The sequence below is a fragment of the Actinophytocola xinjiangensis genome, assembly GCF_001921215.1.
GTDB lineage: Bacteria > Actinomycetota > Actinomycetes > Mycobacteriales > Pseudonocardiaceae > Actinophytocola > Actinophytocola xinjiangensis.
This window is the reverse complement of the sequence record NZ_MSIF01000010.1, coordinates 14,012-34,082: the sequence shown is the minus strand read 5'-3', so window position 1 is coordinate 34,082 and position 20,071 is coordinate 14,012. Positions and strand designations below refer to the sequence as shown.

The 20,071-nt window shown below is 69.4% G+C and carries 16 protein-coding genes, 1 tRNA gene and 1 pseudogene; 8 read left to right on the top strand and 10 right to left on the bottom strand.

Features of this window, described 5'->3' with window-relative positions; translation table 11 throughout:
• Positions 1 to 14: 14 nt before the first annotated feature.
• From BLA60_RS20665 to BLA60_RS20640, 6 genes are all read right to left on the bottom strand, one after another.
• Positions 15 to 935, bottom strand: coding sequence for an amidohydrolase family protein (locus BLA60_RS20665; RefSeq protein WP_075134598.1), 921 nt, complete (start codon positions 933 to 935; stop codon positions 15 to 17).
• Positions 936 to 938: 3 nt separating this feature from the next.
• On the bottom strand, positions 939 to 1,418 hold the full coding sequence (gene smpB / locus BLA60_RS20660) for an SsrA-binding protein SmpB (RefSeq protein WP_075134597.1): 480 nt from the start codon (positions 1,416 to 1,418) through the stop codon (positions 939 to 941).
• Positions 1,419 to 1,448: 30 nt separating this feature from the next.
• Positions 1,449 to 2,351 carry a permease-like cell division protein FtsX gene (ftsX, locus tag BLA60_RS20655; RefSeq protein WP_075134596.1) on the bottom strand — a complete coding sequence of 301 codons (903 nt, stop codon included), beginning with the start codon at positions 2,349 to 2,351 and terminating at the stop codon, positions 1,449 to 1,451.
• A 63-nt stretch (positions 2,352 to 2,414) separates the two neighbouring features.
• Positions 2,415 to 3,104, bottom strand: coding sequence for a cell division ATP-binding protein FtsE (gene ftsE, locus BLA60_RS20650; RefSeq protein ID WP_075134595.1), 690 nt, complete (start codon positions 3,102 to 3,104; stop codon positions 2,415 to 2,417).
• A 116-nt stretch (positions 3,105 to 3,220) separates the two neighbouring features.
• Complete coding sequence (gene prfB / locus BLA60_RS20645; protein WP_075134594.1) at positions 3,221 to 4,333, bottom strand: peptide chain release factor 2; 1,113 nt, start codon at positions 4,331 to 4,333, stop codon at positions 3,221 to 3,223.
• 47 nt (positions 4,334 to 4,380) lie between these two features.
• Positions 4,381 to 4,881: a PadR family transcriptional regulator gene (locus tag BLA60_RS20640; RefSeq protein ID WP_075134593.1), complete on the bottom strand. Its 501-nt coding sequence runs from the start codon at positions 4,879 to 4,881 to the stop codon at positions 4,381 to 4,383.
• A 1,001-nt stretch (positions 4,882 to 5,882) separates the two neighbouring features.
• Here BLA60_RS20640 and BLA60_RS20635 point away from each other — a divergent pair.
• A tRNA-Met gene (locus BLA60_RS20635) sits at positions 5,883 to 5,959 on the top strand.
• A 425-nt stretch (positions 5,960 to 6,384) separates the two neighbouring features.
• A pseudogene (locus BLA60_RS20630) lies at positions 6,385 to 6,723 on the top strand (histone-like nucleoid-structuring protein Lsr2); the annotation flags it as partial.
• 341 nt (positions 6,724 to 7,064) lie between these two features.
• Here BLA60_RS20630 and BLA60_RS20625 read toward each other — a convergent pair.
• Positions 7,065 to 10,019 (bottom strand): UPF0182 family protein, encoded by a 2,955-nt coding sequence (locus BLA60_RS20625; protein ID WP_075134591.1) that lies wholly within the window; start codon positions 10,017 to 10,019, stop codon positions 7,065 to 7,067.
• Between the two features lie 142 nt (positions 10,020 to 10,161).
• Between BLA60_RS20625 and BLA60_RS20620 the strand changes: the two genes are divergently transcribed.
• Positions 10,162 to 10,707, top strand: a complete 546-nt coding sequence (locus BLA60_RS20620) for a PPA1309 family protein (RefSeq protein WP_075134779.1) — start codon at positions 10,162 to 10,164, stop codon at positions 10,705 to 10,707.
• Here the strand turns inward: BLA60_RS20620 and BLA60_RS20615 are convergent, their stop codons facing one another.
• Positions 10,708 to 11,805 carry a YlbL family protein gene (locus BLA60_RS20615; RefSeq protein WP_075134778.1) on the bottom strand — a complete coding sequence of 366 codons (1,098 nt, stop codon included), beginning with the start codon at positions 11,803 to 11,805 and terminating at the stop codon, positions 10,708 to 10,710.
• An 80-nt stretch (positions 11,806 to 11,885) separates the two neighbouring features.
• On the opposite strand from BLA60_RS20615, the gene BLA60_RS20610 reads away from it, so the two are divergent.
• Positions 11,886 to 13,205 (top strand): zinc-dependent metalloprotease, encoded by a 1,320-nt coding sequence (locus BLA60_RS20610; protein ID WP_075134590.1) that lies wholly within the window; start codon positions 11,886 to 11,888, stop codon positions 13,203 to 13,205.
• Between the two features lie 45 nt (positions 13,206 to 13,250).
• Here BLA60_RS20610 and BLA60_RS20605 read toward each other — a convergent pair whose 3' ends face one another.
• The gene (locus BLA60_RS20605; protein WP_245812082.1) at positions 13,251 to 13,643 is read right to left on the bottom strand and encodes a M48 metallopeptidase family protein; all 393 of its coding nucleotides are present in this window, start codon (positions 13,641 to 13,643) and stop codon (positions 13,251 to 13,253) included.
• A 261-nt stretch (positions 13,644 to 13,904) separates the two neighbouring features.
• Between BLA60_RS20605 and BLA60_RS20600 the strand changes: the two genes are divergently transcribed.
• The 4 genes from BLA60_RS20600 to BLA60_RS20585 all read left to right on the top strand — a co-directional run bounded on the left by BLA60_RS20600 (position 13,905) and on the right by BLA60_RS20585 (position 17,761).
• Positions 13,905 to 15,014, top strand: a complete 1,110-nt coding sequence (locus BLA60_RS20600; protein ID WP_075134588.1) for a hypothetical protein — start codon at positions 13,905 to 13,907, stop codon at positions 15,012 to 15,014.
• Between the two features lie 5 nt (positions 15,015 to 15,019).
• The gene (locus tag BLA60_RS20595) at positions 15,020 to 16,324 is read left to right on the top strand and encodes an ABC1 kinase family protein (protein WP_075134777.1); all 1,305 of its coding nucleotides are present in this window, start codon (positions 15,020 to 15,022) and stop codon (positions 16,322 to 16,324) included.
• Positions 16,325 to 16,406: 82 nt separating this feature from the next.
• The gene (locus BLA60_RS20590) at positions 16,407 to 17,318 is read left to right on the top strand and encodes a hypothetical protein (protein ID WP_075134587.1); all 912 of its coding nucleotides are present in this window, start codon (positions 16,407 to 16,409) and stop codon (positions 17,316 to 17,318) included.
• Positions 17,306 to 17,761 (top strand): pyridoxamine 5'-phosphate oxidase family protein, encoded by a 456-nt coding sequence (locus BLA60_RS20585; RefSeq protein WP_075134586.1) that lies wholly within the window; start codon positions 17,306 to 17,308, stop codon positions 17,759 to 17,761. The genes BLA60_RS20590 and BLA60_RS20585 overlap by 13 nt, the downstream gene beginning before the upstream one ends.
• Positions 17,762 to 19,204: 1,443 nt before the next feature.
• Here BLA60_RS20585 and BLA60_RS20575 read toward each other — a convergent pair.
• On the bottom strand, positions 19,205 to 20,038 hold the full coding sequence (locus BLA60_RS20575; RefSeq protein WP_245812081.1) for a class I SAM-dependent methyltransferase: 834 nt from the start codon (positions 20,036 to 20,038) through the stop codon (positions 19,205 to 19,207).
• Between the last annotated feature and the right edge of the window lie 33 nt (positions 20,039 to 20,071).

The following is a 20,071-nucleotide window of genomic DNA, read 5'->3' as shown; positions in this document are numbered from 1 at the left end:
TCTGACTTACTCAACTAATCGGAGGCCGTTGTTGTTTCCCCTGGGTGTTCGCCCACAGCGAGCAGCCTCGCCGGGGTGTCGTGCAGCACCGCACGCAGGAAGTCCTCGCCGAGCCGGTCGTCGGCGGCCGCCCAGTCCGCGATCGCGCCCAGCTGCACGCCGTAGTCGTAGGGGATGTTCGGGAAGTCGGTGCCCAGCGCGACCCGGTCGGCCACCCCGGCCAGGCGCGCCGCCCAGTCCGCGGGCAGCAGCTCGTCGGACCGGTTGAACGGCACCCCGACCATCGTCGTGTCCAGGTGCACGCCCGGGTAGCGCTCGACGAGGTCCAGTGCCTGGGTGTACTCCGGTGCCCCGGCGTGCGCGAGCACCGCCACCAGCCGCGGATGCCGGGCCAGGACCCGCTCGAACACGTCCAGCCCGGTGAACTCGCCGGGCAGCGGCCCGTGCCCGCAGTGCACCACGACCGGCACCCCGGCCTCCGCGCACAGCCCCCACGCCGGATCGAGCGACTCCGAACGCGGGTCGTACCCGCCGACCTGGACGTGGGCCTTCACACACCGGGCGCCGGCGGCCAGCGCCTTGCCCAGGTACTCGGCCACCCCCGGCTCCGGGAAGAACGTGGCGGTCGGCACCGCGCCGGGCGTGCCGGCGGCGAAGTCCAGCACCCACTCGTTGAGCCAGGCCGCCATCCCCGGCTTGTGCGGGTAGACCAGCGGGGCGAACGTGCGTACCCCCAGCTCGGTCAGGGTCGCCAGCCGATCCGCGACCGGCAGCCGGTAGCGGATCGGCCACTCGGTGCCGTACTCCGCCGACGCCCGGTCGAAGAACGCCCACACCTTGCGCTCGACCGGCTCCGGCAGGAAGTGCACGTGCAGGTCGACCAGCCCGGACAGGCCGAGCCCGGCGACGAAACCGGGCACGTCCGCGTCACGCATCGCTCACCAGCGGCCTTGCTTGGCCGCCCGTCCGGCGGCCCGGGCGATCTCCCGGTCGGCGTCCCGCTTGGCCAGCGTCTGCCGTTTGTCGTAGGCCTTCTTGCCCCGCGCCAGCGCCAGCTCGACCTTGACCTTGCCGTCCTTGAAGTACATCGACAGCGGGACCAGCGACAGGCCGCTTTCCTTGGTCTTGCCGATCAGCCGCAGGATCTCGGCCTTGTGCAGCAGCAGCTTGCGGGTGCGGCGCGGCGTGTGGTTGGTCCACGTGCCGAGCACGTACTCCGGGATGTGCAGGTTGCGCAGCCACACCTCGCCGTCGTCGACGGTGGCGAAGGCGTCCACGAGGGACGCCCGGCCCAACCGCAGCGACTTGACCTCGGTGCCCATGAGCGCGATGCCCGCCTCATAGGTGTCCAGGATCGAGTAGTCGTGCCGCGCCTTGCGGTTCGACACGATCACCTTCTGGCCACGTTCCCTGGACATGCCGACAACTCTACGTGTTACCGCACCTGGTTATTGCCGCACGTACAGGCGCAGCGTCACATAGCCGGTGACCGCGGAGATACCGATCGAGGTGAGCAGCAGCCACGGCGAGACCAGCAGGATGTCCAACCCGTCGATCGGACTCAGCACACCGGAGGCGAACACGCCGCCCAACACCGTGTCGAGGAACCACACCTTGCCGGCGACCAGCAACCCGATGGCCAGCACCGCACCGACAAGGCCGGCGACCACCGCCTCCAGGAGGAACGGTAGCTGGGTGTACCAGCGGGTGGCGCCGACCAGACGCATGATGTTGACCTCGGTCCGTCTGGTGAACGCCGAGACCTGGACGGTGTTGGAGATCAGCAGCAGCGCCGCGACCGCCTGGATGAGCGCGATGGCGAAGGTCAGGTTGCGCACGCCGTTGAACGCGCTGAACAACCGTTCCAGGAACTCGCTCTCGTCGACGACCGAGTCCACGCCGACCGCGCCGGAGTAGGTCTGCGAGATCACCTCCGGCCGGTCGGGGTTGACCAGTCGCAGGTGGAACGACGCGGGGAGGGCGTCGGCCCGCACGAGCTTGAGCATCTCGGGCTGGGCCTCGAAGATCTGCTTGAACCGGACGAGGGCCTGGTCACGGTTCTCGAACGTGACGGCCTCGATGGCCGGGTCGGACTCCAGGCGTTCCCGCAGGTCGGCGCAGGTGTCCTGGGTGCACTCCTTGTCGTTGGCGCTGATGTCCTTGGTGAGGTTGACGTTGACGTCGACCTCTTCCTGGTACACGGCCTGGGTCTTGTCGATCATCCGCACGACCAGGAGGCCACCGCCGAGCAGAGTGAGCGAGATCATGGTCGTGAGGATCATCGCGACGGTCATCGTCACGTTGCGCCGGAGGCCGGTCAGGACCTCACTGAACACGAAACTGGCACGCATCGGGGGAACAGTCCTCGGGGTTGAGCGGTCGGGGGAACTCTCAGGCCCTGGGGGAAGGGGGCCTTAGCGGCCGACTCCGTACACGCCGCGCGCGTCGTCGCGGACGACCTGGCCGAGGTCGAGTTCGACGACACGTCGACGCATCGAGTCGACGATCGAGTGGTCATGGGTGGCCATCAGTACGGTCGTGCCGGTGCGGTTGATCCGCTCCAGCAGCAGCATGATGTCCTGGCTGGTGTCCGGGTCCAGGTTTCCGGTCGGCTCGTCGGCCAGCAGCATGAGCGGCCGGTTCACGAACGCCCTGGCGATCGCGACCCGCTGCTGCTCGCCGCCGGAGAGCTCGTGCGGCATGCGTGCCGACTTGCCCTCCAGGCCGACCAGCTCCAGCACCTCGGGCACCACCTTGCGGATGGTGTTGCGGGGCTTGCCGATGACCTCCAGGGCGAAGGCCACGTTCTCGGCGACGGTCTTGTTGTTCAGCAGGCGGAAGTCCTGGAAGACGCAGCCGATGGACTGGCGCAGGCGGGGGACCCTGCGCCGGGCCATCCTGGCCACGTCGAAATTCGCCACGTAGACCCGGCCCCGGCTGGGCACCTCCTCGCGCAGCAACAGGCGCAGGAAGGTGGACTTACCAGACCCGGAAGCGCCGATGAGGAAGACGAATTCGCCCTTGTCGACGACGACGGAGACGTCCTCCAACGCCGGACGCGTGGAGGTCTTGTACACCTTGGAAACGTGCTCTAGCCGGATCACGAGGCGCGACTATACCTCCGCCCGTTATATACCTGTTGTGAAGGCGTGCCCTGGCGTTCAACGGCAACTTTCCGTCGCCCAACGGTCACCGGCGCCAGGGATGTCCCGAATGTCCGTTACGCCTGCGTACGGCGCCAGCGGATGCCCGCCTCGACGAAGCCGTCGATCTCGCCATCGAGCACGCTGCCCGGGTTGCCCACCTCGAACTCGGTCCGCAGGTCCTTGACCATCTGGTACGGGTGCAGCACGTAGGAGCGCATCTGGTTGCCCCAGCTCGACCCACCGTCACCCTTGAGCGCGTCCATCTCGGCCCGCTCCTCCTGGCGCTTGCGCTCCAGCAGCTTGACCTGCAGGACGCGCATCGCGGCCGCCCTGTTCTGGATCTGGGACTTCTCGTTCTGGCAGGACACGACGATGCCCGAGGGCAGGTGGGTGATGCGCACGGCGGAGTCAGTGGTGTTCACGCTCTGTCCACCGGGACCCGAGGACCGGAACACGTCGATCCGGATGTCCTTCTCCGGGATGTCGACGTGGTCGACCGCCTCCACGAAGGGCAGCACCTCGACCCCGGCGAAGGAGGTCTGGCGGCGGCCCTGGTTGTCGAACGGGGAGATCCGGACCAGCCGGTGGGTGCCCTGCTCGACCGAGAGCGTGCCGTAGGCGTAGGGCGCGGTGACCTTGAACGTGGCCGACTTGATGCCGGCCTCCTCCGCGTAGGAGATGTCGTAGACCTCGACCGGGTAGTCGTGCCGCTCCGCCCAGCGCAGGTACATCCGCATGAGCATCTCGGCCCAGTCCGCGGCGTCCACCCCGCCGGCCTCCGAACGGATCGTGACCAGGGCGTCACGCTCGTCGTAGTCACCGGAGAGCAGGGTGCGGACCTCCAGCGAGGAGATCTCGGACCGCAGCTTGGTGCGCTCGACCTCGGCCTCGGCCGTCGTGTCGGCCGCGGCGTCGGCCGCGTCCTCCTCCTCGGCGAGCTCGTAGAGCACACCGAGGTCGTCCAGGCGCTGACGCAGATCCTCGACCCGACGCAGTTCGCTCTGCTTGTGCGAGAGCTGGCTGGTGACCTTCTGCGCCGAGTCCGGGTCATCCCACAGGTCCGGCCGGGCGGCCTGCTCCTCCAGCTCGGCTATCTGCGAGCGCAGCGAGGGCAGGTCCGTCACCGCCTCGACGTTGGCGAGGGTGTCGGAGAGGTCTGTGAGGTCAGCTGCGACGTCCGGGTTCACGTTTCAAGAGGCTACTCGGGCGAGACGTGAACCCGGCCGTCGACCATTCAGGACGTGGGGATCGAGTCCAGGAGTTTGAGCACGGCCCGCGCCCTGGCGACACCGAACTCGGCGACGGCTTTGGCGTAGGGGTCCTCCGCCGACTTCGACGCGGCCTTTGCCGCGTCCTGTTCCTCGGCGTAGACCTTCTTGGCCGACTCGATCAGTCCGGAGCGCTGCCGCGCGGTCAACGCGTTCGCGTGCACCAGGCGCAGGATCAATGGGCTCCGGAGGTGATCCGGACCGGGGTCACTGGCGAGCCAGTTCTTGAAAGCCTTCTTACCGGCGGCCGTCACCACGTACTGCTGGCTTGAACGGGGACCCTGCTTTCCGAGCCGGACAAGACCGGCATCGGCGAGCGCCGGGAGTTCACGGTAGACCTGGCTGCGGGTGACGCTGAAGAACGAGCCGAATCGGTCGCGAGCGGCCGAAACCAGTTGTCCACCCGTGGCGGGGCCCTCGTGCAGCAGACCCAGTAGGGCAGCGGCGGTTGCATTCAGTTCAGACACACCTCCACCGTGCCACGAACACGCGGCGGTGTCCACAGTGGCCGAGGATCTGTCCACTGTGGCTGATCGCGACTTTTCGGGGCTGTTGAGCGGGTGTCTAGTCGCACAGTACGCCGGGATTCGAGAACCGGCGACCGGCCCCCGAATTCTTAGCCGCGCGAAGGACATGGGAGCCGGATTCCGGCCGGCGAGCTCCTTACCTGCGACGATGCCCGTCGGCAAGTACTCGCCGAGGGTTGCCCACAGGGACAGAACGGGCCGGGATCACGCTTGCCCCAACCGTGATCTCGTCCCCGGCCGACGCCTCCCGGACACCTTCGACAGTCCCTGTTAACAGGGAAAAACAGGGCACTACTCCATCCGGGTAAACATGTGTGAGAGTGGTCGGCGCGGGCCGGATTCCCGGCGGATCCGCGTTGACGCCACCGAAACGCCCGTGCGGATGCACGCGCAGAAACCCTCTCCCGACGCCCGGACGGTCCCGACAGTCGCGTATGTACGGGTATTCCGCCGAACTCCGAGCATCTCCGGTTGTCCTGTGTGGACAGGCCATCCAGACCGTGACCCCCGCCGATCTCCACCCGTCCCCCCGAACTCGCTGGCGACCAGCGGTGAACAACCGGTCGGCGCAAGCCCCTGCGCCGGATGCGGTAAGGACACTGGTCCACCTGGTCCCACTGGGACGGATCACGTTCAGCGGCTGAACGAAATCAGTATTGACCGGACACCCGATGGTGTATCGACCCCGAATCGGACACCCGAGGAAAGGCGGACCCCGGCCCGCGCCGCCGGACCGTCACCCCGGGCCGGCGACGCACCCCGGGGTGACGCGCGTCCCATCCCGCCATCGCCCGCCCCGACCCATCGGCACGTTCGGTGATCCGCCGCCACGCGTCCCGCGACGGATCACCGCCTCAGGGCTGGTCAGGGGCCGTTCAGGACACAAAGGGGGGGTGCCGTTCATGGCGCTCCGGGCGCATGTATAGTTTGTCTTACAACAGCGCGGGGTGGAGCAGCTCGGTAGCTCGCTGGGCTCATAACCCAGAGGTCGCAGGTTCGAATCCTGTCCCCGCTACCAGGTGAACGCCCCCTCGAGATCCTCGAGGGGGCGTTTTCCATACCCTGGATCCAGGATACCGCCCATCCGGCGCCTTCGCGTAACCAGTGTCACACTACTTGAATCCAGCCTTGAACAGATCCGGTGTGGACGGTTCTGGCGGGGCCGGGCAGGATATGGCGGACCCTTACGCCAGACGGGTGTAATGGGCTCGAACAAAGTGTCAGCCTGGGCATCCCTGCCGTGTTATCCAATGTCGGACCACGCGGTGCCCAGGACCTATCACTTAGGAACGGCATGGCGAAGACCATCCCCTTCTGTGGCCGCGACAACGTCGCACCTCAGAGGTTCGTTTCAACCCTGAGACGGCATCTTTGCTACTGTTCCGACACAAACCAACGGGTGTGCACGAATGTTCGTGTGCGGCGGTCGTAGGGAGCAGCCGAATGGCTCAGAAGGTACTGGTTCAGCTCGTCGACGATCTTGATGGGACGAGTTCGCAGGACGTCACCACCGTCCTGTTCGGTCTCGACGGCGTCAGCTACGAGATCGACCTGACGGACGACAACGCCGAGCGGCTGCGGGAGAGCCTGACGGCCTACGTCGACTCCGCCCGCCGCGTCGGTGGCCGGATCAAGCGGGGCACCAGGCCCGCCGCCGGCAGCAAGGCCGCGAGCGCCAACGAGGCCAGTCAGATCCGTGAATGGGCGCAGGAGAACGGCTTCGAACTCGCCGGCCGGGGTCGGATCCCCTCGCACGTCGTCGAGGCGTACAAGGCCGCCCAGGCCGAGGACAAGCCGAAGGCGAAGACCTCGGCGGCCGCCAAGTCGACCACCAAGCGCCGCCCGAGGGCAAAGAAGAGCTGACCCGCCCCAGCGGCAAGGCGAAGATCGTCCGTGCCCGCGGCGTCCCACCGTGGCACCGGCCGCCCGGCTGAGTGTCCACAGTAGAAACTGGCTCCCTGCCCGCAGTGGCCCGCGGAGCGCGAGCACCCAGAAACGAGAACGACCCCCCGTCCAGCGACGGGGGGTCGTTCTTTTCCCCGGCCATTCCCGCCCGAATTCGACCGGTTCACGAGAACGGCCCCCGGCAACTGCCGGGGGCCGTTCTCCTACCGCTGCTCGCCTCAGCCGCCGCCGTTGCCCGGCGGGGTGGACGGCGGGGTCGACGCCCCGCCGGCCTCGGCGGACGCCGCCTCGTAGGCCCGTACCGCCGCGTCCAGGTCCGCCAGCGCCTGGCCCTCGGCCGCGAAGTCGTTGCTGGCCTTCGCGTCCTTCAGCCGGCCCAACGCGTCCGCGATCTTGGCCACCGCCGCCGACATCTCCGGGCTCTGGCCACCGTCGGCCGGTGGCTCGGTCGTCGTCGGTGGCGGTGTCTCGGTACCGGGCGGCGTCTCGGAGTCCGGTGGGGTCGTCGCGTCCCCACTTCCCTCGCCGAACACGTCGTCCAACGCCTCGTCGAGCGTCGGGGCGAACCCGACGTCACCGCCGAAGTACACGAGCACCCTGGCGAGTTGCGGGAACGCGTTCTCGTCCTTCTGCTCGATGTAGATCGGTTCGACGTAGAGCAACCCGTCAGCCACCGGTAGTGTCAGCAGGTTTCCGTATCTGACCGTGACGCTGGGGTTCTGGAACAGGGTTCTGTTCTCGGTCACCTCGTCGGTCGTTCGGAACGCGTTCTGCACCTGGACCGGGCCCTGCGGCTGTTCCTCCGTGGGTAGTCGCAGGACCTTGAACTGTCCGTAGTCCTCGGGATCGGAGGACACCGACACCCAGGCCGCCAGGAACTGCCGGTTGAGCAACGTCATCGCGCTGGTGATCTGGAAGGTCGGCTTGTCCTGCCCAGGGGCCTGCGCGAGCACGTAGTACGGCGGTTGCTTGGGCGAGTTCGCGTTCGCCGCGCCCTCACCGGTCGGATCGGGTGGGGTGTCCCAGAACGTCTGGGTCGAGTAGAACTGTCCGGCCTCGTCCACGTGGTACTGCGCCAGCAGCTCCCGCTGCACCTTGAACAGGTCCTCCGGATACCGGAAGTGCTCACGCAGGCTGTCGGCGACCTCACCGTGCTTGACCGTGCCGGGGAACACCTGCTCCCAGGCCTTGAGCACCGGGTCCTTCTCGTCGATCGCGTGCAACGTCACCGTGCCGTCGAACGCGTCGACCGTCGCCTTGACCGAGTTGCGGATGTAGCTGATGGTGCGGTTGTCCTGCCGCGCCACCCCGGCCCCGGTCAACGCGTCCTGGGTCGCCTCGCCCAGCGGGGTCCGCTGCGCGTACGGGTAGTTCTCCAGCGTGGTGTAGCCGTCGAGGATCCAGACGATCCGGCCGTCCACCACCGCGGGGTACGGGTCGCCGTCCACCGTCAGCCACGGGGCGGCCTTGCGCACGCGCTCCCGAGGATCACGGTTGTACATGATCTTCGAGTTCTCGTTGATGTCCCCGTTGAACAGGATGTTCCGCTCGCCGTAGTGGGCGAAGAACACGAACCTGTTGAACCAGCCGCCGACCGGGACGCCGCCCTCGCCGTCGTAGGAGTAGTTCTGGTCGGCCGAGGTGTCGAACTCGCCCCGCGCGTTGGTGATCGCGTAGTCGGTCGCCAGCTCCCCGTAGTAGATCCGGGGTTCCTCGACCGGGATGTCCATGTTCCGGTCGGCGTTGATGGCGTCCAGGTCGCTTACCGTGAAGATCGGGTAGCCACCCTCACCGCTGGACTCGTCCTCGCCGAGCGCGCGGTTGATCTTGTTCGCCGGCGCGGCGACGAACCCGTTGCCGTGCGTGTAGACCAGGTGCTTGTTGATCCACGAGGTCTGGTTGTTGATCAGCCGGTTCGGGTCGAGCTCGCGGGCGGCGACCACGTAGTCCTGGACCTTGCCGTTGACCTCGTAGCGGTCGACGTCGAGCTTCTCGGGGAAACCGTAGAAGTTCTCGTTGCCCTCGCGCTGGGTGAACGTGCGGGACAGGATGCTCGGGTCGAGCAGCCGGATGTTCGGGATCGTGCCCTTGTCGTTACGGATGTCGGCCGGCTCCGCGCTGGTCTTGCCCGCGTAGTCGGTGTACTCGACCTTGTCGTCGGTCAACCCGAACGCCGTCTTGGTGGCCTTCAGGTTCCGTTCGATCGATTCGGCTTCCTTCTCCGCCGCGTTCGGCTTCACCGAGAACTGTTCGAGCACCGCCGGCCACGCCCAGCCCACCAGAATGCTGGACAGGATCAGCAACACGATCGCGATCGCCGGCAGCTGGAGGTTGCGCACGAACGCCCCGACGAAGAACGCCACCGCACAGAACCCGGCGATGAACATCAGGATCAGCTTCGCCGGCAGCACCGCGTTCAGATCGGTGTACGTCGCGCCGGCGAACAGGTCGTTACGCGTGGAGAAGAGCAGTTCGTAACGGTCGAAGAAGTAGTCGACCGCGAGCACCACGACGAACACGCCGGCGGTCACCGAGAGCTGGACGCGCGCCGGAACGGAGAAGTTGTCGCCCTTGGTGCCCAGACGGATACCACCGAAGATGTAGTGCGTCACGATCGCGCCGAGCAGCGAGATGATCACCGCGACATAAAGCCAGGTGATCAACCAGGTGACGAACGGCAACGTGAACGCGTAGAACCCGATGTCCTTGCCGAACTCCGGATCGACCTGGCCGAACGGGGTGCCGTTGAGCATCAGCTGCACCGGCTGCCAGTCGCCCTGCCCGGTCGCGCCGGCGATCAGGCCGACCACCACCGGGATACCGATACCGAACAGCCGCACCCGCTGCACGATCGTCGAGCGGTACCTGGCCAGCGGGTCGTCGGCCCCGGAGACCGGCACGAACACCGGACGGCTGCGGTAGGCGATGGTCAGGCTCACCGCCAGCAGGCCACCGACCAGCAGGCCGATCGCGAAGAACAACACGATCCTGGTCAGCAGGACCGTGCTGAACACAGACCGGAACCCCACCTCGCCGAACCACAACCAGTCGACATAGGTGTCGAGCAACCGGGCGCCTACCAGCAGCAGCAGGATGACCCCGGCCGCGATGCTGAGCAGTATCTTGGCGCGCCGGGACAGCTTGGGCATCCCGATCGGGGGCCGTGTGGCCACGCTGCACTCTCCTGGATCGCGTCTTCGGGCTCCGAACCGAGGGCAAGGAGCTGTCCTAGATGTCCAACTCTATTCACACCCTGCCTGGTTCCCGCCCGGGTATGTCGATTTCCTGACGCGAGGATAGGTGAGGATGGTGACCATGCCGTCCAGCCCGTCCCCCAGCCCCGCCCAGCAGCTGTCCGCCCTCGCCCGCGAGGTCGAGGAGTTCGTCGCCACCGCCGGCTGGGACCAACCGCCCCAGCTGTTCGCCGTGGTCCCGACCTCGGAGCTGGTCGAACGGGAACCCGAACTGGCCGGTCAGGTCGACCAGGGCTCGGCGCTCACCCCGATCGCCCAGGACTCACTGCCCGACGAGGACCTCGCCGAGTCACTCGCCGGGATCATGTGGCCCGAGGCCGTGCACGGCTGCGCCCTCGCCCAGGAGATCGTCGTGCTGCCGCCCGAGGCCGAGGCCGCACTGCCCACCGGCTACTCCAGCGCCGAGTCCGACGCCATGCGCCGCATCGCCGCCGAACACCCCCGCCGCCGCGAGGCCAGGCTGGTCGCCGCCGTCCTGCGCGACGGCACCACCGCCTGCCTGCTGCGACTGCGCCCCGAGGACGGGACCGACGGCGACGGCGACCTCATCGAGCACCCCGAGCTCGCGCCCAACCTCACCGACGCGCTGCTGTCGACCCTGCGCTAGCTAGCAGCTGGGCGGGGTGCGGCCGGCGTCCAGGTCCTCCAGGGCGCCCACGGCCGAGGCCAGGGTGTCGACCTTCACCAGCCGCAGCCCGTCCGGCGCGTTCGCCTTCGCCTCCGCGCAGTTGCCCTCGGGCACCAGGAACGTCTCCGCGCCGGCCTCGCGCGCGGCGACCAGCTTGAACGAGATCCCGCCGATCAGCCCGACGTTGCCCTTGACGTCGATCTCGCCGGTGCCGGCCACCGTGTGGCCCTTCTCCAGCTCGCCGGGGGTCAGCTTGTCGACGATGGCCATCGCGAAGATCAGCCCGGCCGACGGCCCGCCGACGTCCTCCAGGTGGATCGTCGTCTCGAACGCGACGTCGGCGCGGTCCACCGGCGCCAGGCCGAGGAAGCCCTCGTCACGGTCGTCGGAGCCGTGGTCCGACGCCCTGCCGAGGGTCACCGTCTCGGTCCGCTGCGGCTCGTCGCCGCGCTGGAAGGTGATCTCCACCCGGTCGCCCGGCTTGGTGCCGCCCAGCGCCTCGCGCACGTCCTCCTGCACGGCGATCCGCTTGCCGTTGACCTCCAGCAACCGGTCACCCGGCTCCAGCACCGAGTCCGCCGGTGCACCGGTGGTGATCTCCTGCGCGACGACCATCACCGGGTAGTCCAGGTACCGCAGGGCCGCCACCTCGGCGTCGCTCTGCGAGTTCTGGAACATCTTGGTGTTCTCGCGCTCCAGGTCCGCCTCGGTCTGGCCGGGCCCGAAGTACTCGTCACGCGGCATCAGCGCGTACCGGCCGCTGACCCACATGCCCAGCGCGCCGAACAGCGTGACGTCGTCGCTGACCGACACCGTGGTCATCCGCAGCTGACCGCTGGTCTCGTAGGTGCGCTCCCCCTCGACCTGGACCACGACCTGGTCGTTGACCTCACCGAGGGTGTCGTAGGTGGGGCCGGGGCCGATCGACACGTACGGCACCCGCACCAGCCCGCCGATCAGGCCGAGCACCGCCGCGAGCCCGAAGCTGGCCACGATCGTCCACCCGCGTCTGGTCAGGCGGGTACCGGAGTTCTGCTCGGGTTCGGCCGGAAACGACGGCGTCGGTGCGTCACTCACGAGCAGCAAGGGTACGGCGTGTTCTCCACGGGCGGATCACCGCGCGTCACCGGCGCGCCGACGCCGCGTACCGTGGACATATGACCGAGTTTCCCTTCGGCTTCGGGCCGCCGAACCCTGAGGACCGTGACAAGAAGGACTCGTCCGGCCAGGGCGGGCAGGAGAACCCGGCCGAGGCGTTCAACCAGCTCGGCCAGATGCTCAGCCAGCTCGGCCAGATGCTCAGCCAGGCCGGTACCTCCAGCGGTCCGGTCAACTACGACCTCGCCAAGCAGATCGCCCTCCAGAAGCTCGCCGGCCAGCCCGGGTTCGGACCGCCGGCCGACTCGGTGAGCGCGGTACGCGACGCGGTGCACCTGGCCGAGATGTGGCTCGACCCGGTGACCATCCTGCCGGCCGGCGCCACCAGCGCCCGCTCGTGGACCTCCCGCGACTGGGTGGAGCACACGCTGCCCACCTGGCAGCGACTGTGCGACCCGGTCGCCAGGCGGGTGTCCGGGGCCTGGGTCGAGGCGCTGCCGGCCGAGGCGAAGCAGGCCGCCGGGCCGCTGCTGTCGATGGTCGGGCAGATGGGCGGCATGGCGTTCGGCTCGCAGCTGGGCAACGCGCTGGCCCAGCTCGCCTCCGAGGTGCTGACCTCGACCGACATCGGCCTGCCGCTCGGCCCGCCGGAGACCGCCGCGCTGATCCCCGGCAACATCGAGGAGTTCACCAAGGGCCTGGAGCGGCCCAGCAGCGAGGTGATGGTGTTCCTCGCCGCCCGCGAGGCCGCCCACCAGCGGCTGTTCGCGCACGTCCCGTGGCTGCGGCAGCGGCTGCTGGCCACCGTCGAGGAGTTCGCCAGCGGCATCCGGGTGGACACCTCCGCCCTGGAGCAGCTGGCCACCCAGGTCGACCCGGCCAACCCGCAGTCGATCGAGGACGCCATGCGCTCGGGCATGCTCGAACCGCAGACGACCCCCGAGCAGCAGATCGCGCTGGCCCGGTTGGAGACGCTGTTGGCCCTGGTCGAGGGCTGGGTCGACGTGGTCGTCGGCGACGCGGTGACCGACCGGCTGCCCGGTGCCGACGCGATGCGCGAGACCCTGCGCCGTCGCCGTGCCAGCGGTGGCCCGGCCGAGCAGACCTTCGCCACGCTCGTCGGCCTCGAGCTGCGGCCCCGGCGGCTGCGGGCGGCCGCCGCGCTGTGGCGGCTGGTGGGTGACCGGCACGGCCTCGAGGTCCGGGACGGCGTGTGGGCCCACCCGGACCTGGTGCCCACGGCCGAGGACCTGGACGAGCCGATGGACTTCGCCGACCGGCTCGGCGCCGCGGCCATCGACGACGACCCGATCGCCGCGATCGAACGCACCGAGCGAGCCGAGCGCGAGAACGGCGACAGCGGAGAAGACGAGAAGTGAACCGGCGGGGCCGGGGCAGGTGCCCCGGCCCCGCTCCGGTTCGCCTCAGTCCTCCTCGGTGATTCCCAGGCCGGCCGCCGCGGACAGTCCTTCCAGGTAGCCGATCGCGCGGTCGGTCCTCGGGTAGTCACGCACGAGTGCCCAGAACCGGGCGTTGTGCGCCGCCACCAGCAGGTGGGCCAGCTCGTGTACCAGTACGTAGTCCAGCACCCAGGACGGCACGTCGCGCAGGTGCTCGCTGACGCGGATGGACCGGTCGGAGGGCGTGCAGGACGCCCAACGGGTACGCATCGGGGGGACCCAGCGAACGCTCGCCGGCTCGGCCCTGCCGTTCAGGTGTTTCGCGGACAGCTCCTGACACCGGCGCAACAGGGTCGCGTCGGACGTCTTCGTCGGTGGCCGGCGCTTGGTTTCGCCGCGTAACAGCTTGCGCTGCATCTCAGCCACCCAGTGTGCTTCCTCCGCTTTTGACAGGCGTGCGGGGATCAGCACGATCAGCGAGTCACCGTCTCGATACGCGGTGACGGTGCGGGTACGACGTTTGCTTCTTCGCACCTCGACGCGGGGTTCGGACACGATTGCCACGTTACGACCAAGGACCGACATCGCGGGAGCACGTGTCCACAGAAATGGCCGCCAACTGGGCGGGGTGTGGATAACGATTTCGTCGCCCGCGGTCTCCCGAGGCACGCTCGTCCCGTGGACCACAACCTTCCCATCCGCCCCAGAATAATCCCTGACCTGCGAATATTCCGGCGCCGTCCGGACGAGGTCCAGGTCGGCCTGGATTCCCGCCTCGCCGCCGTCCTGTCCGGTCTGCCCGAACCGGTGGCCGCCGCCCTGCACCAGCTGGACGGCCGGCGACGGGTCGACGAGCTGGTCGACGACCTCGGCGAGCACGGCCCGGCGCTGCGCACCGCCCTGGTGGCGTTGGCCACCCGAGGGCTGGTGGCCGACGCGTCCAGCGAGGCGCTGCCGCTGCCCGTCCGGCTGGCCGGCGATGTGTCGACCGCCACCATGCGCGCCGCCCTCGACCCGGCCGTCACTCCCGGTGAGCGTCCGGCCCGGGACGACCCGGCCGCCCGGCGCGGTCTCGCGGTCACCGTCCAGGGCGACGGCCGGCTCGCGGTGGCCGTCGCCTGCCTGCTGGCCGGCTCCGGGATCGGCTGGGTGCACGTCGCCGCCGGCGGCTCGGTGCGCCCGGAGGACACCGGCACCGGCTACCTGGCGCAGGACGTCGGCCGCCGCCGGGCCGGCGCCGCCAAGGACGCGCTGGCCAGGGTCGACGCCGCCGTCCGCACGACCGCGCCACGCCGCGACCGCCGCCCCGACCTGATCGTGTTGGCCGACACGCTCGTCCACGAGCCGGCCAGAATCGACGAGCTGAACGCCGCCGGCGTCCCGCACCTGGCGGTGCGGATGCGCGACGGCGCCGGGATCGTCGGCCCGCTCGTGGTGCCCGGCACCACCAGCTGCCTGCGCTGCGCCGACCTGCACCGGTGCGACCGCGACGAGCGGTGGCCGGCGATCGCGTTGCAGCTGGCCGGCCAGGTCCAGCTCGCCGACCTGGCCGGCACGCACGCCACCGCGGCGCTCGCCGCGCGCGAGGCGCTCAACGCGCTGGCCTGGCTCCGGGGCCTGGTCGCCGCGCCGGTGGTGTGCGCCGCGACCATCGAACTGGACCTCGGCGACACCGCCGTACGTCACCGTGTGTGGCCCGCGCACGAGTCGTGCCCCTGTGGCGCTGCTCCAAGCTGCTCCAATGTTGCTGCGAACACCAACGACGAGTTGAGAGAATCGAGAACGTGACGGAGATGCCTCGAAAGACCGCGGCCCGAACGGCCCGGCTCGCCAGCATCCCGCTCGGAGTCGCCGGCCGAGCGGTCGGCGGTTGGGGGAAACGCCTGGTCGGGCAGAACGCCGAGCAGGTGAACGCCGAGCTGTCAGCCAAGACCGCCGAGCAACTGTTCGCCGTGCTCGGGCAGCTCAAGGGCGGGGCGATGAAGTTCGGCCAGGCGCTGTCGGTGTTCGAGGCGGCGGTGCCCAGCGAGTTCGCCGAGCCCTACCGGGAGGCGCTGACCAAGCTGCAGTCGGCGGCGCCGCCGATGAGCCGCCAGGCCACCCACCGGGTGCTGGCCGAGCAGCTCGGCCGTTCCTGGCGCGACCGGTTCACCTCCTTCGACGACACCCCGTCGGCGGCGGCGAGCATCGGCCAGGTGCACCGGGCGGTCTGGCACGACGGGCGCGCGGTGGCGGTGAAGGTGCAGTACCCGGGGGCTGACCAGGCACTGCTGTCGGACCTGCGCCAGTTGCAGCGGTTCAGCCGGCTGTTCCAGATGCTGGTGCCGGGGACCGAGGTCAAGCCGCTGCTCCAGGAGCTGACCGACCGGATGAGCGAGGAGCTGGACTACCGCTCGGAGGCGGCCAACCAGCGCGCGTTCGCCAAGGAGTTCGCCGGCGACGAGCACGTGATCGTCCCCCGGGTGGTGGCCAGCGCCCCGAAGGTGCTGGTCAGCGAGTGGGTGGAGGGCCGGCCGCTGGCGTCTGTGATCCGCGACGGCAGCCGCGAGGAGCGCAACCGCGCCGGGTACCTGCTGGCCGAGTTCCACTACTCGTCGCCGGCGCGGGTCGGGATGCTGCACTCCGACCCCCACCCCGGCAACTTCATGCTCACCGACGACGGCCGGCTGTGCGTGATCGACTTCGGCGCGGTGGCCCACCTGCCGACCGGCCTGCCCGAGGCCCACGGCCGGATGGTCCGCCTGGCGCTCGACGGCGACAGCTGCGCGCTGCTGACACTGCTTCAGGACGAGCACTTCATTCGCGCTGACCAGCGGGAACTGGCGGCCGAGCACGTGTTCACGTACCTGGCGCCGTTCGTGGAGCCGGTGCGGACGGAGACGTTCCACTTCACCCGCCGCTGGATGCAGGAGCAGGCGATGCGGGTCGGCGACACGCGCGGTCAGGACTTCCGGACCGGCCGGTCACTGAACCTGCCGCCCCAGTACCTGATGTTGCACCGGGTGCTCGGCGGCTCGACCGGCATCCTCTGCCAACTCGACGCCGAACTGCCCGTCCGTGACCTGATCACCCGCTGGCAACCGGGCTTCACCGACTAGAACCTTCCACTCGCTCCCCCCAGTTGTCCACAGCCGCCCGCCCCACCTTTCCCCCGCCTCCCTTCCCACCGATCATCGAGTCATGACCTCCATGACTCCCCCCGACAACGTCACCACCACAGCCCGCCTCCGCGCCGCCGGCCTCACCACGCACGCGATCGCCGCCCGCTGCCGCCCGTCCGGCCCGTGGCAGCGCGTCCTCCCCGGCGTGGTCCTGCTGTCCAACAGGCCGCCGACCCGGCGTCAACACGTGCGGTCGGCCCTGCTCTACGCCGGCCCGCAGGCCGTCCTCACCGGCACCGACGCCCTCAGGGCCCACGGCCTGGCCCCACCGGTCAGCGAGCGAATCCTGCTCCTCGTCCCCGCCACCCGCCGTCTGGCTCCGCCCGCTCCGCTGACGATCGAACGCACCACCCGCCTTCCCGTTCCCGTCCGCACCGGGGGCCTCCCTCTGGCCCCCGTCACCCGCGCCACGACCGACGCCGCACGCCACGAACCCGACCCCCAGCGCCTCCAGGACCTGCTCGTGGCCCCCCTCCGCCGAGGCGACTGCACAGCCGGAGACCTCCACCGCGAGCTGAACGCCGGGAACCAGCGCGGTTCAGCCGTCCCCAGGTCCCTGCTGTCCGACCTTGCCCTGACCTCCACCGTCCACACCACGGCCCAACGCTTACTCCAGGCGGCGCCGCTTCCCCCGCCCCTGTGGCGGGTCCCCCTCCACACCCGCCGGGGCGCTCCCCTGGGTACCGCCGACGCCTGGTGGCCGGAAGCTGGCCTCGCCTGGCGCCTCGGCAATGCCCAGCCCCATCCCCTGCCCGTCACCGAACAGGCCCGACCTGTCCTCACGGCCGCCGGCATCACCGTGCTCCACACCGATCCCGTCCGTCTCGACACGGCAGCCGAAACGGTGATCCGCGAGCTGGTCCACGCCTTCAGCTACGCGACCACCAACCCCTACCCACCCGATTCCGGAGTGTCCCCATGCCCCTGCTGACCGAGAAGGAAACCGCCTATCTCCTGGCCCACCGGGTAGGCCGCCTGGCCACCACGAATGCCGACGGTGTCCCGCACGTCATTCCCACGAACTATCACCTGGATCCCGACACCGGCACGATCGGAATCGGCCACGTGGTCCTGGAGGGTCGGGGCCAAGAACGCCTTTACCTGAGAAACCTCACCGCCAACCCGCACGCCGCCTTCGTGGTGGACGACTGGGTAACCGTCCCCCACTGGACCCCCACCGGAATCACCCTGAAAGGCACCACCGTTCTCCATCCCGAAGGAGGCTCCACCCTCAGCCCCAACTACGGCCCGAGGTGGCTGGAAATCACCCCCACCTGGGTGTCCTCCTGGGGAATAGACACCTCCTCCTACACCCCCGCCACTCCCAGAAAACTCCCCCCACAACCCCTCAATCCCCCACGGCCCCGACAGTGAGCCCGACCATGACCCCCCTGAGCCAGCTCCCATCACCGCCCCACCACATCAACCCCAGCATCTCCCCCAACCCGTCAACCAACGCCCCTGCCCAGGTTCCGCAACCGGAAACGGCACGGTCAACGCGACCGGATCCCCCGGCGCCAACCGTTTCCCGGTGCGCACGTGAAACGCGGTGCCGTCGTCCAACCGCACCTGAACGGCCTGCTCCCGAGGCCGTCGTGGTCACGTTCGAACACCGCGACGAACAGGGTGGGCGTCAGCGAGGGCTCCCAGTGCGAACAGCGTCGGGTGACAACCGCCTGGCCGCCGGCCTTTCCGAACCCACCAGCCCACGACCAGCATGATCATGCATCCGTCCGCCGAGGACGCCCCGGCCACCGGCGCACCACCCCCACCGGCAGCACCGTCAACCCAGCACCAACGACCCACCCGCGCGATACCCACGTGCGGGTACCGGCGGGCGGGCGACGCCGCCAGCCAGGTCAGCGCGTGCCGCACCGGACCGGCCGTGACCTCCACACCCACTCATCCACGCCACCGAGACCGCCCGGTCACCTGAGCCTTCCCCGCACCACGACCATCAGCCGACCACCAACCTGCCCGGACTCGGACACAGCCCAGCCATCACCAACCGCCGGTTCTCCGGTCAACGTCGCCCACGAACACGCCGAACTCCCCGGCCGCGAGCAGCCGACCACGACATCGGCTCACGGCCCACCTCCGTCCGCGTCGAATCAGTGCGGCCGCCGGCCGCCGAACCCGAGCCACCAGCGAAGGGTGCCCCCCGACCTGGCGTCTCCTCGGCACCGCCGAGCCCGAGCGACACCTGCTCGGGGACCTCAACCACCAACCTCACCGATCAGGCCGCGACCCGAGGCCGCCGCGCGGCACCGGGGCCACACGCTCAACTGGGCGATGACCTCGACGACGCCGGCTGGTCGCCCACGCTGCCACTGCCGGGTTTCACCCACACTCAACATCCGAACCCATCGACGCCCACCGAATCCCCCGGCCACGCCTGAGCAGCCGACCACCCGTCGGTTCTCGGCCCACACCGGACCGCCGCCGGGTCGAATGCGGTCACCCACCGCACTCCGCCCAGTTCACCGACACCAGCCGCGCACCCGCGCCGTCCCCGCCAGATCGACGGGCGGCGCAGGAACCGACCGGCCTTCTCCTGACGTGCGAAGGGTCGTCTGCGGACACCCTTGGCCTCGCCAGGCGAGCCGTGCGCCTCACCAGTATTCGGCGGGCAGCTTCCCCTCGATAGCGCGCACGTGCGCCCGTGCGCAGCCCGAACAGAGCCACACCTGGCCCTGCCGGTCGTTCTCCATGCTCCAGGCGAGCGCCTCGGCCGGGTCAGCGTCGGCTCGGGCGCGACCACAACGTGCGCATATCGGGGGTTCCGAAGAACGGTCAGCCATAACGCGCCATCGTACGTCACACCGCGCGATGTCCCAAATGGACAGTGGAGGCACCGAGAACGAACACGTCGTCCCTGTTCGCCACGTAGGCCTCGTCGTGCGGGTCCAACAACCGTTGCACAGCCGCACGATCGGACTCGTCCAGATACTCCTCACCCACCGACGAAACCCAGCCCAACCAGTCCACAACAGACAGTCGGACCCGCTCGTCGGCCGGCGCCGGAAAGTCGGTCAGATAGCTGAACGACGTGGTTCCGGTCAGGCCGGTGGCCGCCAACGCTCTGGTCCAGCCGATCGGCAGGCGCACCGAGCCGGCCATCTGCTCCCGCATCCGCACGAACCACCGATCCCGAGCGGCCGTCAACCGATCGCCGAGCCCGGGCCGCCCCACTCCGACGTCCCACGGCAGACACCGGGTATGCAGCCCACCCTCTCCCAACGCCAACCACCCACCAGGAGCCACCATCCCGGCCAGCCGATCGATCGCCCCCTGCTGATCAGGCAGGTGATGCACCACATGCGACGCCCACACCAGGTCCGCCGCCGGCACCCCACCGCCGAACCCCTCATCGGCGACATCGGCCAGCACCGTCTCGACCCGCACCAGGTCCCCACCGGCCCCAGCGGCATGCTCCGCCGCAGAGACCAACAACTCCTCAACCGCGTCCACGAGCACCACCCGCCCACCTCCCCGCCCCGCCATCACCGAGGCGAAAGCGGCACTCATCCCACCCGCCCCCGACCCAACATCCACCACCGTCGGGTGACCCCCGTCCGATACCACCAGGCCAACCAACCGCTCAGCGACCATCCGATCGTTCTCGGCGTTGGCCTCATCCACCCGCCGCATCGCCGCCAACCGCTCGTTCCAGTCAATCCCGTC

Excerpts from the sequence above, each read along its gene's own strand:
- BLA60_RS20665 (WP_075134598.1), bottom strand. The coding sequence starts at position 935 with ATGCGTGACGCGGACGTGCCCGGTTTCGTCGCCGGGCTCGGCCTGTCC.
- smpB (WP_075134597.1), bottom strand. The coding sequence starts at position 1,418 with ATGTCCAGGGAACGTGGCCAGAAGGTGATCGTGTCGAACCGCAAGGCG.
- ftsX (WP_075134596.1), bottom strand. The coding sequence starts at position 2,351 with ATGCGTGCCAGTTTCGTGTTCAGTGAGGTCCTGACCGGCCTCCGGCGC.
- BLA60_RS20620 (WP_075134779.1), top strand. The coding sequence starts at position 10,162 with ATGCCGTCCAGCCCGTCCCCCAGCCCCGCCCAGCAGCTGTCCGCCCTC.
- BLA60_RS20610 (WP_075134590.1), top strand. The coding sequence starts at position 11,886 with ATGACCGAGTTTCCCTTCGGCTTCGGGCCGCCGAACCCTGAGGACCGT.
- BLA60_RS20605 (WP_245812082.1), bottom strand. The coding sequence starts at position 13,643 with ATGCAGCGCAAGCTGTTACGCGGCGAAACCAAGCGCCGGCCACCGACG.
- BLA60_RS20595 (WP_075134777.1), top strand. The coding sequence starts at position 15,020 with ATGCCTCGAAAGACCGCGGCCCGAACGGCCCGGCTCGCCAGCATCCCG.
- BLA60_RS20590 (WP_075134587.1), top strand. The coding sequence starts at position 16,407 with ATGACCTCCATGACTCCCCCCGACAACGTCACCACCACAGCCCGCCTC.
- BLA60_RS20585 (WP_075134586.1), top strand. The coding sequence starts at position 17,306 with ATGCCCCTGCTGACCGAGAAGGAAACCGCCTATCTCCTGGCCCACCGG.
- BLA60_RS20575 (WP_245812081.1), bottom strand. The coding sequence starts at position 20,038 with ATGCGGCGGGTGGATGAGGCCAACGCCGAGAACGATCGGATGGTCGCT.